Source organism: Streptomyces colonosanans (genome assembly GCF_001866645.1).
Taxonomy (GTDB): Bacteria; Actinomycetota; Actinomycetes; order Streptomycetales; family Streptomycetaceae; genus Streptomyces; species Streptomyces colonosanans.
On the sequence record NZ_MLYP01000082.1, the window covers coordinates 1 to 13136 of the forward strand.

Annotated in this window: 9 protein-coding genes and 1 pseudogene; 5 read left to right on the top strand and 5 right to left on the bottom strand. The window is 65.8% G+C overall.

Annotation, left to right across the window (positions count from 1 at the left end):
• Positions 1–112 precede the first annotated feature (112 nt).
• Positions 113–499 carry a helix-turn-helix transcriptional regulator gene (locus BIV24_RS27285; RefSeq protein WP_425442597.1) on the bottom strand — a complete coding sequence of 129 codons (387 nt, stop codon included), beginning with the start codon at positions 497–499 and terminating at the stop codon, positions 113–115.
• Positions 500–1059: 560 nt separating this feature from the next.
• Between BIV24_RS27285 and BIV24_RS27290 the strand changes: the two genes are divergently transcribed.
• Positions 1060–6159 carry an ATP-binding protein gene (locus BIV24_RS27290; RefSeq protein ID WP_218149341.1) on the top strand — a complete coding sequence of 1700 codons (5100 nt, stop codon included), beginning with the start codon at positions 1060–1062 and terminating at the stop codon, positions 6157–6159.
• A gap of 232 nt (positions 6160–6391) precedes the next feature.
• On the opposite strand, the gene BIV24_RS27295 is transcribed toward BIV24_RS27290, so the two are convergent.
• The 3 genes and pseudogenes from BIV24_RS27295 to BIV24_RS32590 all read right to left on the bottom strand — a co-directional run.
• On the bottom strand, positions 6392–6892 hold the full coding sequence (locus BIV24_RS27295; RefSeq protein WP_071369132.1) for an NUDIX domain-containing protein: 501 nt from the start codon (positions 6890–6892) through the stop codon (positions 6392–6394).
• 210 nt (positions 6893–7102) lie between these two features.
• Positions 7103–7240, bottom strand: a complete 138-nt coding sequence (locus BIV24_RS33645) for a hypothetical protein (protein ID WP_107459746.1) — start codon at positions 7238–7240, stop codon at positions 7103–7105.
• A 1-nt stretch (position 7241) separates the two neighbouring features.
• Positions 7242–7631: pseudogene (locus BIV24_RS32590) on the bottom strand (transposase); the annotation flags it as partial.
• A 288-nt stretch (positions 7632–7919) separates the two neighbouring features.
• On the opposite strand from BIV24_RS32590, the gene BIV24_RS27300 reads away from it, so the two are divergent.
• On the top strand, positions 7920–9107 hold the full coding sequence (locus tag BIV24_RS27300; RefSeq protein WP_071369133.1) for a hypothetical protein: 1188 nt from the start codon (positions 7920–7922) through the stop codon (positions 9105–9107).
• On the opposite strand, the gene BIV24_RS27305 is transcribed toward BIV24_RS27300, so the two are convergent.
• The gene (locus tag BIV24_RS27305; RefSeq protein WP_071369134.1) at positions 9108–10463 is read right to left on the bottom strand and encodes an NsdA family TPR-like regulatory protein; all 1356 of its coding nucleotides are present in this window, start codon (positions 10461–10463) and stop codon (positions 9108–9110) included.
• A 225-nt stretch (positions 10464–10688) separates the two neighbouring features.
• Between BIV24_RS27305 and BIV24_RS27310 the strand changes: the two genes are divergently transcribed.
• The 3 genes from BIV24_RS27310 to BIV24_RS27320 all read left to right on the top strand — a co-directional run bounded on the left by BIV24_RS27310 (position 10689) and on the right by BIV24_RS27320 (position 13124).
• Positions 10689–11441 (top strand): hypothetical protein, encoded by a 753-nt coding sequence (locus tag BIV24_RS27310; RefSeq protein ID WP_071369135.1) that lies wholly within the window; start codon positions 10689–10691, stop codon positions 11439–11441.
• Between the two features lie 77 nt (positions 11442–11518).
• Positions 11519–12430 (top strand): phosphotransferase family protein, encoded by a 912-nt coding sequence (locus BIV24_RS27315; protein ID WP_071369136.1) that lies wholly within the window; start codon positions 11519–11521, stop codon positions 12428–12430.
• Between the two features lies 1 nt (position 12431).
• Complete coding sequence (locus tag BIV24_RS27320; protein ID WP_071369137.1) at positions 12432–13124, top strand: class I SAM-dependent methyltransferase; 693 nt, start codon at positions 12432–12434, stop codon at positions 13122–13124.
• Positions 13125–13136: the final 12 nt, after the last annotated feature.

Below are 13136 nucleotides of genomic sequence, written 5' to 3' on the forward strand. Positions count from 1 at the left end.
AGGGCTTCCGGCCGGCACGCCGAGAGCACGCTCCCCCACTCTCGGCTTCGCTCGAGCGGGAGGTGCCCCCACGACGCCGCTCCTCAACGGGCAAACGTTGCCTGCCGCGGCACTAGAGCTGCGTCCGAGGGTCCGTCTGTGTGGCGCCCGGCCGGTCCCGGCGGGGGCGCGTCAGTCCCTTCGCCACGCACGGCGGTATCGCCGCCCCCTGCTCGTGCGACCGGGCCCGGTACGCGCTCGGCGTCTCGCCCACCAGCTCCGTGAAGCGCGAGCTGAACGACCCCAGCGAGGTGCACCCCACGGCCAGGCAGACTTCGGTCACGGTCAGGTCACCGCGCCGCAGCAGAGCCTTGGCCCGCTCGATGCGGCGGGTCATGAGATAGCCGTACGGCGTCTCCCCGTACGCCGCACGGAAGCTGCGCTGGAAGTGCCCCGGTGACATCAGCGCCGTCCGCGCGAGCGCCGGCACGTCCAGCGGCTGCGCGTACTCACGGTCCATCCGGTCGCGGGCTCGCCGCAGCCGGACCAGGTCTTCCAGATCCACGCCGACAGCATCGCACGGCGCACTGACAACCGGGCCTCGTCCTGAGGCGTTTACGCCCCGGGCAAAGCCACGGCCTCGGCATGGGATCACCAGGAACGACCGGCCTTCGCGGACGAGGGGTTGGCGAGCGCAGCGGCCTGCCGGCGGAGGGCCGGGGAGGTGACGGGAACGCCGAAGGGGCCCGGCCGGTGACACGGCCGGGCCCCTTCGTGGGAGCCGCCGACCTGCGAGGGTGCACCGCTCGCTGGTCATGGCGGACAAGAGGAAGCCGGTGGATCAGGCCTTCTTGGTCTCCTAGTAACGGGCCGGGTCGGTGACCTGCGGGGATCTTTCCTGTGGGGCGCTGACCTGGCCTTTTGGTGATGGGTGGCGATGGGGGGCGGCGGTCCTGATCGGGTGTTCTGCGGACTGTGTGCGGACTGGGCCGGGACGGATGCGATATCACTGCACGGTTCTGGACGCTCCGCTACGGTGAGCCGTACGGCCGCTGATAGCACGATGCCACCGAGGAACATATGGACGAGTCTGTTGCACCGGATGCTGCTCGGCCCCGGGGTGAGACGGCATCTGGACCCGCTGCTGCTCCCAAGGTTGCGACCGCCGGAGGCGACATCGCTGCAGCCGGTGAAACTGAGCGAGGATCGAGCACCTATGCGACCGGCGGTGGTGGTGTTTCGTTCGCGCACCGCGTCGCGGCTGTCTATCTCGCTGGCATGTTGACTGGCGCACGACGGGCGGAGGTATCTGAGCTGCCGGTCCGGAGGGTGTCGTTCCAAACCGGTCCGGCGCACCCGGTGGACGATCTTCTGATCGAATGCGGCGATGCGGCAGCCGAGGTCATCCTTGCCGTGGCATGTCGAGCAACGCCGAACTTCGTCCAGAGCCATGGCGACACGGTGAAGCTCGTCGGGTCCATGCTCGCCGAGGTCGAGAGGTTCGACGCCGACACTCACCAGGTCGCCGTAGCGACCGCCGGTCGGTCCGATCAGTGGGACCAGCTCGCAACGCTCTGCGGCATCGCGCGTGCTCATGCCGACCCGGAGTCGTTCCAAGCGTCCATGGACGTCGATCGCCGCTGGTCCAAGCCGGTGCGTAAGCGGCATGAGTATTTTCTGGAGATGGTCGAGAAGGTCGTCGAAGACGACACAACGCAGGAAGAGATCCTGCGGCTGGAGTGGCGGCTGCTTGGCCGGCTGCACATCCTCGGTTTTGCGGTTCAGAGCCCTGACGAAGGCGACCGCACAGCGGTCGCGACGTCGCTGGACAGCGTGGCCTCGGCTGCCGCCGACGGGGTGGTGGTCCGGGACCGTCTCGAGGTCGAGGCAACCCGCTACGACGCGACTGGCGCTGTGGTGGACCTCAAGGTGCTCCGCCGTGACATTCACGTGGTCTTGGACTCGGCTGCGACTCGAAGTCGGCATGCGTGGTCGGTGCTTGCTGAGCAACGCAAGTTGGCCGTTGCCGGTGTGCGGGCCACTATCGGTGACGAGTCGTCCGGAGGGCCGGTCGAGATCTCGTTCGCCGACCGCCGCGAACGACTCGCTGATGCCCTGCGCGAGGCCGGTACCCGTGCTTCGGCTTTGTTGGTATCTGGCGAGTCGGGCATCGGTAAGAGCGCGCTGACTCTGTCGGCCGTTGCAGAGTTGGAAGCCGCAGACCCCGCCGGGTTCCAGGCGGTGGTGGTGAACTTCCGTGGCATGCCGCAGTCGAGTTTGGAGCTGCGAGCTGCGCTCGGGGTTTCGCTGGAGGACGTGCTCGCGGAGATATCGGCACCTTCTCGAGTACTGGTCATCGACGCGGCTGATGCTGCTCTGGAGCGGTCTGCTGGCCTGTTGAGTGACCTGGTGCTGGCAGCGGCTGCGGCGGGTGTTGGGCTCGTTGCGGTGACATCTGACGTGGCACTGGGTTTCGTGCGGGAGCAGGTGGAGCTGGGGTTCCCGAAGTCCATTTCGTCTTTTGAGATGCGGCCGTTGGGCGATGAGGACATATCCGTCGTCTCAGACCACTTTCCGCTTTTGCGTACGGTCCTGCGAGACCTGCCCGTGAACTCGCTGCTGAGAAGGCCCATTGTACTGGATCTTCTGGCTCGAACCGGGGCGGAGCCAGATAGCTCACTGGGTGAGTGGGAATGCCTTGATCTGGTGTGGAGCAGGATTGTACGGGGCGATGGGCGGCCCGGTGTCGGCTCGGCGGAGGCACGCGAACAGACACTGCTCGCGGTAGCCGCAGAGACCATGAAGCTGCCCCAGGACCGTCGACCTGGCGCAGGCGTTGATGCCGCAGCGGTCGACGCGCTGCGTCGGGATCATCTGCTCGCGCCACCGAGCCGGTATCGGAACCAGCCGGACTTTGCACATGACGAAGTCCGACGGTACGCGACCGCCATCCTTCTCGTCCGTGGTCAGAGCCCCGCCGAGTTGCTGCAGGCAGCGGGAGCGCCCCGGTGGGCGCTGTCGGCCACCACTCTTGCGTGCGAGGGACTACTGAAAGCACCGGACGCTCGGCCCGTCCGGAAGTTCGTCGAACTGCGCTCGCAGTTTGAGGTGTTCGCGGCAGCACGCGGACCCCGGTGGAGTGATGTTCCGGTGGAGGCGGTTCTGGCGACTCCATACGCGTACGAATGCCTGAAGTCAGCGTGCACGGATCAGGCGGTCGGCCTGGTGCTCGGCGACGTGGTTCGAGTTGTTCAGCAGCGGCATAAGGTGAACGGGCTGGTCGACCGTCTGGTCACGAACCCGGTTGTGCAACTTCTCCTCGATGACAAAAAGCCGTGGGACGTGTCGAAGGAGTCGTTCGAACTGCTCGCGGACTGGCTGCAAGCCCTGTCCCTAGCGGACGTTACGGCTGGAAACGAACTACGAGTCCGGCTTCGGGACCGTCTCCTTGCCTACTGGAACTCGTTCCCTCTACGCAAAATCAGCGGGGACATACCGTCTGGGTGGAGGTCGCAGCGTCGGCGACGCCGACGCGAGCTGGATTACCACCTGACGAAGGAAGAGTTCGTCGAAACGTTGGCCCTGCTCGGCCCGGACATCGATGATGCCGCCGAAGCATGCCTTCGGGCCATCGCGGACGATGCGCCAGCGTTCCTGGCTCCGGCTGTGGACTCGCCGTTGAGCGCCCGAGCCTTGGCGCAGAAAGACCCAGAGCTATTGGCGACGTTGATGGCGGCCTACTACATCGACGATCAGCCCAGCTGGCACCGAGATGAGGGTGTCCGAGGGCATCAGGGCCGATGGACCGGTTTCGGAGCACCCTTCTTCCAGTACTACTTCGGTGGGTTCTGGCAGCTGTTCCAGACAGCGCCGTTGCCGACATCGGTGCGGGTGTTGAACGACGTCCTGAACAGCGGTGCTCGGGCGCGCGTAGCGACGCTGTCGCGGCTTAGTTCACCTGACGCGTTTGCTGGGCCCGTCCGGGCCCGGGACGAAAGCGCCGATGGCGAGACAGATAGCGCAGAGGGTGAAGACCGCGGTGCGGTTCTGAACCTTGACGGCACCGCCCGCCTGTACGTCGGCGACAGCCACGTGTGGAGCTGGTACCGGGGCACGTCAGTTGGCCCATACTCGGCTATGAGCGCGCTCCAGGCGATGGAACGTCTTGCTGACACATGGTTGAGTCAGGGGGCATCACCGAGGGTGGTTGTCGAGGCCCTCTTGAACGGCTGCGAAAACCTGGCGATTCCGGGGATGCTATTCGGTCTGCTAGTGCGCCACATTGAGAAAGTCGGCACCGAGCTCGACCTTTTCCTCGCCGAACCTGTGGTATGGGAGCTGGAGTTTGGCCGCAGGACGAGTGAGTACGTAGGGCTGCGTGCAGCAACTGAAGGACTCGCAAACCTTGAACGTCGCCAGTGGACGCCGCGTGAGGTAGCCATGTGGCTGATGGTGCACGGCGGGAAGGAGCGTGCCCAGGCTTTGAAGAAGGTCGCCGACAAGCTTGTCGAGAACGGCGACCGGCTGAGCATTAGCCAGGAGCGTACGAAGAACTGGGCCGCTACCCTGGACCCGGAGCAATATCGGGTTAAGCAGCATGGTGATGAGGTCTACATCGAGGTCGAACCACCGCTTGAGCTGCAAGCAGCGCAAGAAGCGCACGCGGCTCACCAGGAGGTCGTGCAGACCAGCCTGCGCCTGCAGAATCGGTACTGGGGCTCGACCAAGCACGACGCCGAGTACGTGCCGCCCTCGTCGGAGGAGATCGCTGCGGACCTGGCGGCAGGACGTGCCTTGGTCGAAGCCGATGAAGACCTGATGCCGAGTCGGCCTGTGGACGCCGTTGCCCATGTCGTTCGAGCTGCGGTCGAACGAGCCGCCGCTGGTGATATGGAGGCGCTGGGCAACGAAGAGCAGTTCGTAACTGAGTTCGTCATCGGAATCGCATTGTTGTTCCGGGAGGCCGAGGACCAACGTCACGAAGGCCAGTTCTTCGATCTTGGTGCCGACCGAGCTGTGGCTCAAGCCTTGCCGGCGTTTCTCACACCCGCACTGGCAGGGCCGCTGGAAGCGGCCAGCGGCTCGATCGAAGATGTTGCCGAGGCTGGCCATCTGATGGCAGGCAAGGCGTCCTTGGAGACTCGGCTGTACCTGGCGCGTGGATGCGATGTCGTCTGGAGGTCCCCATGCCACTACGACTCTTGCATCCACCGGACCGCGTTGAACTGGCTGCTTGAGACCGCCCGTGGCGCAGAAATCGGTCCGTGGGACCAGGACGGTCAGCGACGGCCGAATGTCCAGATTTCTGGCGACGTTACCGAACGGCTCCAGGAACTATCGGGTGACTGCGTTGATATCGCGGTTCTGGACGCGGCCATTCGCGGGCTCGGGGCAGCTGCGTCGGCGGACCACTGTTGCACCGACGACGCAGCTATGCTCCTCGCCGCGTTTCTCGACGTTGAGCGACGTGCCATGGTTGTGCACGAGAAGGAGGGCTGGACCGCGGACGACCGCGGGACGCACACCCTTGTCGCCGCACGGGCCCTGCTTGAATGCTTCGCGAAGGACGGTGACGTCGGACCGGTGCTCGAACACCTCGACGTCCTTCGCGCAGATGCAGGGCTGATGTCGAATTTTCTCCACGGTCTTGCCGCGGCAGGTGCAGAGAACGAACGCTTGGCTGAAGCTGCGCGAGGTGTCTGGCCGTCGTTGCTGCGCCATGCTATTGGCTACCTAAATGATGACTCGAGCCCCTACCGTGACCATCATTGGGGCGATTGGGCTGCCGCTGCCCTGCTGCCGGACCCTCTTCCGTGGACCCAGGGCCTGTACAACGAGGTCGTCGGCGAACCCGTCGACTGGGTCCGCGCTGAGGACCTAGTTGAATCGATCGACGATTGGCTGCCGACTGCTCGCGGGGAGGCCCAGTCCGTCGACGCGCTCATCGGCATCCTGCGGAAGCTCCCGGAGGAAGTGCAGGCTACCCGTGGCGTGTATTGGGTTTCTGACCTCTGCATTCAAGATGGACGTGTCACGGTCAAGCGTTCGTGGCTCTCGAACAACTGGCTCAAGGAAATTCGCAGGACGGCCGAAGAAATCGGTGAATTGGACGAGTGGCAAATGCTCGTCGATTCCTTGGTCGTCGCCGGAAATGAGGGATTGGCGCCGTATAGCAGGTGATGGTTCAGGGTCTGCCCGATCTCTTGTGAGACTTCCGGGCTGCGGGAATGGCCGATCATGCGGGTACGTCGCGCCGGCAAGGGGCGGCAAATTGCGAGGGTTTGCATTCGGCGACTGGAACGCGCGATGGCATTGAGCAGGGAGGAAACGCCCTTGGTGCCTTGATTACGCGCGAACGACCTTGGCTGGCGTACGCCTATTGCGCACGGATGCCCTTAAAATAGTCGGGCTGCTATTGCCAGCCGTCAAGGGAGACCGCTGAGCCTCCCCCTAGGTAATGGTGGAGGGCACTTGACGTGGTGTCCACGAAGTTTTCGGGGATGGCGTCGGCGTCGACCCAGCGGACCTGGGCGTGCTTGCGAGGTTCGCGGTTTTCGGGTTCGCCGACCCATTCGTGGGCGGCGAAGACGACCGTGAGGAATCCGTTTGGGGCTTCGACGCCCCAGGCGCCGTGGATGATGTGGGCGACCTTCAGGGCCTCCGGCTTCACGGTCAGGCCGGTCTCTTCGTACAGCTCGCGTACGGCGGTTTCGGTGATGGGCTCGCCTGGTTCGCTCTTACCGACGGGGAGGTCCCACATGCCCTGGGCGAACTTGGCGTTCTGGCTGCGCTGGAGGAGGACGACGCGGTTGGTTGCCTTGTCGTGGACGATGACGGCGGCGACTAGCAGGGTCATGGATTCGAGGGCGGGCGGCAGAGCTTTGGGCTGCTCGTCGGTGGTCCGCTTAGCCACGGCTTGTGTCCCTTCGTCGGCCGGATGGGGGCAGCTTAGCCTCGACCGTTCATGAGTCTCCGTCAGCTTACTGACGGGGCTTTGTGCCTGTGTGGTGGGGCCTTTTCGAGGCTGAGGAAGGCTGGAGGCTCGGCTTTCGTGTCGGGTGGGAGCCGGGTTCCACTTCGTCGGTGGGGTGGTGAGGGTTGTCGGGACGTTCGAAATTACTGGTCAGCCGGGGTTTGGCAGGGTGTGGTGCCTGTCGGTCGCGTGGGTGATGAGGTCGTTCCAGGGCCATCGGGTGGGGAAGCGGAGCCAGCGGCGGCAGCCGGTGGTGACGAGCTGGGCGGCGGCGGAGAACAGCCGCAAGCGGAGCTTCTTGACCTCTCAACGGCGAGCCTCGCGCGGCGCGGATCGCGGTGAGCGCCTTCGGCCCGGACGCGTCGAGCGGGTCGACGAGACGGGAGACCGTCGGGTCGGAGTCCACCGGACCGAACACCGCCGGCTCGGCCCGCAGCATGCCGACGTCGGACAGATAATCGCCGCCGAGCGCGACGGCCAGGGCCACATCCAGCGGGATCTTTCCCGGATCGTGTACAGCCCGTCGCTTGCGCCATGGCGCAAGCGACGCCGATATCGCGCTGTCCAGGCCGGACTTGCGGACCGTCTCGACGCGCAGCACCGAACCGGCCCGGGCAACCACCCCGCGACCGCCACTTCCGACACGGACACGCGGGTAGGACCCGCTAGCTTTCTTCACCTGGGAAGTGCCTCTTTCGCTACCACGTACAGGACCTTCAGCAAGTCCTATCGTTGCAGCTCAGGGACACTTTCTTCTTTCCCGACCACCTGCCGGACGGCACCTCTCATGAAAGCCCGAGGTTGGCCACAGAAAGCGAAACGGTCCACCGACTCCGTCGGCGGACCGTGATGCAAGATCGAGGCTAAAGAGCGGCTGCCTGCCTTCGTAAAACGCCTGGCTGGACGTTCACCACGAGTCCTATGATTTGGGGGCGGTATGCGGCAATGGGCATGGAGTGAGGGACATATGAGGGTCTGCTTCCTTGTGGATGAGAGCTGGAGTGACGGTGGCGCGTGGGGGTGGCCGGTCATTCGCGAATCCGTACTACGCGCATACGTGGCCTCCACGCCTAGGCATAGGCGACACGCCCGTATCAGCCTCGGAACGCTTCTCCTGTGGGACCTCGGGGGAGAGAAGAGGACCAAAATTTCCGACGCGGTGGAGAGTATTCTTGGCGAGCGCTGGGCGGTGTGGAGCACGTTTTCCGTCCCAGAATTGACCGAGAAGGCAGGGAGTACCAGGATTGCAGGTATCGCGATTGACTCCCTGACTCCGGCTGATGCGCGCGCGATGCACGTACGGCTGAGAGGGGCTGACTGGTACCTGGGGGCGGTTGAAGTCATTCCGTCTGTGCCCTCGCACATGGTCGTTTTCCTGAATTCGATGCCTACCCGATTCCGAATCTTTGAAGACTCCCTCTATGTGTTCCATCGCAAATGGGAGACGGAAGCCGAGGACAACCGGGATCACGGTGAATTTAAGGAATGGAAGGCTTCCGGAATCTTCGCAGATGTCCAATGGGAGGACTCTGGGGTGCGGGAGACAATCTTTGACCCTTTTCAGGAGATGGAGGATTTTCGCAGGCTGGGGGAGCTAGACGAACTGATCTTGGGTCAGTTCTCATCTGCGCTCGGTGAGACGCTGATCAGGTGCGCAGATGCTGACCCAAACCTGATGGAGCGGCTTCACGGGGCCTTGAAGGCTTTCGAGAATCACGAGTCTTCCGAGGGGTTGGCGCACGTCTCCCTTTCTTGTAGGAGGTTCACAGAAAAGCTGGCTGACTGCCTCTATCCGCCGCGCGATGGAAAGGTCAATGGCCGGAAGGTCGGAAGGCCGGAGTACCGAAATCGACTGTGGGCGTACATTGCTGAAAATGTAACCTCCGAAACGACGCGGCAGCTCCTCATGGCGAATATTGAGGATCTTGGAAACAGGATTGATCGGCTGGATAACCTGAGCAACAAGGGGCTCCACTCTGAGGTGTCCACGTCCGACGTAAACCGCCTTCTGTTGTCACTGCTCGTCGTGGCCCACGATCTACTCACGCTGAGCCCTCCCGGCGGCACCTTCCGGTATGACCCGTACGAGAAGCGCATTCGCCAGATCGTAGAGGGTGACCTACTACGGTCTAACCGAGAAGAGGAACAGGACTAATTAGGCCAGCGCTTCGCGTGCGCGGCGGGCGAGCTCAGCGGCTCCGGGCACTTTTCGGCGCTGGTAGATGGAGAGGGTGGAGCGGAGAGAGGTGATCGCCTTGCGGGTGCGGTCGGACGTCATGCCCTCCATCAACATCAGGGCCCGTGACCAGGCAGCTACGGCTTCGTCGGCGCGGGCCTGGGCGGCCAGGCTGTCACCGAGGTCGGCGTAGGTGAGGGCGTGGACGCGCTTGTACTTCTCCGGGTCCCAGCGCACCAGGGCATCGCGATGTTGTTGCTCGGTGCCGACGTGGTCGGCGAGGTCGGTCAGGGTGCGGGCGGTGTGGCTGGCGACGGTGCCGGCGGCCGGGCCACTGACGCGGGAGTAGCTGGGCTGGGGGCCGTCGTCGCGTAGGAGGGCGTCTTCGGCGGCGAGCAGAGAGCGGGCCGCCGCGGGCTTCGCGCCGACCGCGGCGTAGGCGCGGGCGTGGGTGATGTGTAGTAGCGCCTCGGTCTGGCCGTCGACGTGGCCCAGGCCGCGGGTGAGGGCGCCTTCGACGAGGTCGACGCAGTGGTGGGGCTGCTTGAGACTGAGGGCTTGATGGGCGAGGGCGCGCATCATCCAGGCGGCGTGACCGCGGGGGTCGGCTTCGCAGGCGAGTTGGTAGCCGACCTGGTAGTAGCGCTGGGCGGCGCCTTCTTGGCCGAGGTCGTGGTGCTTCCACCCGGCGAGGTAGGCGAGTTCGGCAACGGCTCCGAAGGCGGCCTGCCGTAGGGCTTCGTTCGGGAAGCGTCCGCGGAGCATGGGCGCGGCGGTGTCGGCCAGGTAGGCGGTGACGGTGGTCAGGCCGTGGCCGCCGCCGAGGCGTTCGTCGGCCGCGCTGAAGGCCGCGGTGATCTGCCGTACGACATCTACGTCCTCAATTCCGACCAGCGAGCTGCCGGTTCGGGCCCGCAGCATGCGGGCGGTGGCCTCGTGGTCGTAGAGGAGCGGCATGGCCACGCCAGCCGTGGTGAAGGCGGCGACGGCGAGGAAGCGGCGGCGTTCGACGTCGGCTCGGCCCAGATCGGTGGCGGCCAGAACCGGATCGGGCTCCTCCGACACCGCAATTTCGGGTGCGCGAAGACCGATCTCGACGAGGGTGATGGTGCGGCCTGCTCGGCGGGACAGCGCCTCAGCGAGGTATTGGCCGGTCCGTCCGGTCGGCTGGCGTGCGCCGCTCACCCAGTGCGAGACGGCCGACTTGTTGGTTTGAAGGGTCTCGCCGTTCTCGGCCGCGATGCGCCGGATGTCCTTCGCCAGAGCCTCGTAGGTGCAGCCGATCGCCTCGATGACGTCACGCAAGCGGGAGTTGGACCCTTTCGGCGCTGCCACGATCGCCTCCGCTCCGGAGCTGTAAACCGCGTATACCGCTTCAACTGCCTCTCACCGTACCCACTGTGCGTGACGGAGGGTTCACTAATCATCAGCCGCCCGGCCCCAGTCCAACACCGTGACCAGGCTTCCCCCTTCGGCCGGGCGGCCCTCGAAGTTCCGTACGCCTACACCGGGCTCGGGCATTCCTGTGCCCGAGCCCGGCCGATCAGAGACGGAGACACGGTGACCACCATCGACACCAAGGCCGCCATCACGGTCGTACTGCCTGAGGCGTTCGACGAGCGCTGGAGCCGGTTGCCCGGCATCCAGGTCGACGGCCGGCGCATCACCATCGACCCGGCCGAGTACTTCTTCCGCTTCGAGTCCGACACCTGGCTCGTCGCCGATTGGGAGCTGGTCAAGTCCCAGCTCCTGGACGTGGAGGAGACGACCGAGAGTGCGGTCGAGCAGCTCGCGTTGGACTTCATCAAGGCCCACGCCGCCTCTACCTCAGACGCCGCCCGAGTCCTGTCCACCGCCTACGAGGTGTACGCCTACCTGTTCCGCGACGAGCACCTCGCCAACCTCGGCCTGCCGCAGATCACCGCCGAGCACCTGCGAATGCTGCGCGAGGCGGCCACACTGATGGCGCTGAACAAGGTGGAGCTGGACGGGCACATCTCCAACGTCGGCCCGTGCTGGTTCTTCCCCGCCGCCACCTCCGTCGTCTTCGACCTGGACGACGAGATGGGCGGGACGCTCGACGAGGTCTACCACGGCGGCTGGTTCAACGAGCACCGCCGCATCGAGTCTATCAAGGCCCACGCCGCCCTCGGCGGCCGCCTCGTGCACGGCTGCCAGTCCGTGCCGGACCAGTCCGGCGGCGTCGTCGCGCCCTACGGTGCGTCGATGACCGCCTTCCGCGACGACCTCGCGGCCTTCAAGTCCGGCTGGATCGAGCAGGTCTACGCCCATCGCGTGAGCCCTGCCGCGTAACACCGCACACCAGGCTCCGGGGCGGGCTGGCATCTCTCGCCCGCCCCGGATGCCCCCAACCTCCATGGAGCCCCCACGTGACCGCGAACCCCAGCGTCGAACTCCTCGACAACCTGCTCACCATGGCCGGACGGACCACCGCCGCGCGCGAGGAGGTGCGCGTGTGGTCCATGTCCGGTGTCGAGCGCCTGACCTTCCCCGACACCAGCACCGCGATCTTCAAGTACGCGAAGCGGCCCTTCGACAGCGAGGATCAGTCCCTCCGTCTGGCAAATACGCTCGGCGTCCCCGTCCCGCAGGTCCACGCCTCCGCCGTCCTGGACGGCTGGCTCGGCATGCTCATGGAAGACCTCGGCCCCGCCGTCCGCGACGCCGACGACCTCGACGGCACCGCCGCCGCCGTGGTCCTGCACGGCACCCGTACGGCTGCCGCTTTGCCCGTCCTCGACCAGGTCCGCCTCCGCTCACTGCCGAACCGGGCCCTGGAACACCTCGCCCACCTCCGCAAGGCCGAGCGCTGGCAAGACACGGACGACATCGAGGACGCGCTCGACCGGATCGCTCAGGCCGCCAAGGCCCGGTCGGCCGGTACGACGGTGGCGCCGTTCGGCTGGGTGCACTCCGAGTTCCACCCCACCAGCCTCCACATTGGCCAACACGGCTGGCGGCTGCTGGACTTTGCCCGCGCCTTCACCGGCCCGGGCCTGCTCGACCTGGCCAGTTGGCACGGCACCCTCGACGCCCCTGACCCCGTACGCCTGCGGGTCTTCCTGGAGCAGTACGTCACCGCTGGCGGCACCCCGGACGCTCTCACCCAGCGCGGCGGACTCACCGCCGAGAACTGGGCGCTGGGCTGGCACCGCATGTGGGCCGTCGAGTGGTTCATGGAACAGTCCATCCGCTGGATCAACGACCCAGCCACCGACCCCGGCTACATCAAGGCGGTACGCCGCCACCTCACCGACGTCCTCCACCTCCTGGAGGTCTGACGTGCTCGCCCAGACTTCCCCGTGGTACGTCCACGCCCTCCAGCGCACTACGGCCAGCCCCGCCGAGCCGCTGTCGGTACCCGCCCGGATGGAATGGACAACGCGGCCGGGCAGCGGGCCCGGAGCTGAGATTCTCGGCTCAGACCTGCGCCGCAAGCGGCTGCTGGAACTTGGCTGCGGCCCCGGCCACAACGCCGCCCACCTTGCCACGCGCTACGGCGCCCACGTCACAGGCGTCGACCTGGTTGGCCTGCAAGTCCGCCGAGCCCGTTCCCACTACGGTCGGCTCAACAACCTGACCTTCGTCGCCGGTCACGCCCTGCACTACCTGCAAGCCTCCGACGAACACTTCGACGCCATCTACTCCGTCTTCGGAGCCATCGGTCTGGTAGCCCCCGAGCTTCTGCTCCCGGACATTGCCCAGCGCCTCAAACCCGGGCGCACCCTCGCCTTCTCCGTCCCCCACCCTCGGCGCGCCGGCTTGCGACCCACCGTCGACGACCGGCCCCGCCGGGACTACGTCACCCTCCCCGACCGCACCCGACTGCCCATCGCCCGCTGGGACTTCGACGCCGACCGCTGGGCGAGGCACCTCAGCCAGGCCGGCTTCTGGCTCATCTCGGCGCAGGAGTTCCACGACCCCCGCATAGGCCACTGGCCCACCACCCTGCTGATCCGCGCCCGCAAGCTTTGACCCTCGCTTACA

Bases quoted from the DNA above. Each gene is read 5' to 3' on its own strand.
- BIV24_RS27285 (WP_425442597.1), bottom strand. From the start codon at position 499: ATGGACCGTGAGTACGCGCAGCCGCTGGACGTGCCGGCGCTCGCGCGG.
- BIV24_RS27290 (WP_218149341.1), top strand. From the start codon at position 1,060: ATGGACGAGTCTGTTGCACCGGATGCTGCTCGGCCCCGGGGTGAGACG.
- BIV24_RS27300 (WP_071369133.1), top strand. From the start codon at position 7,920: ATGAGGGTCTGCTTCCTTGTGGATGAGAGCTGGAGTGACGGTGGCGCG.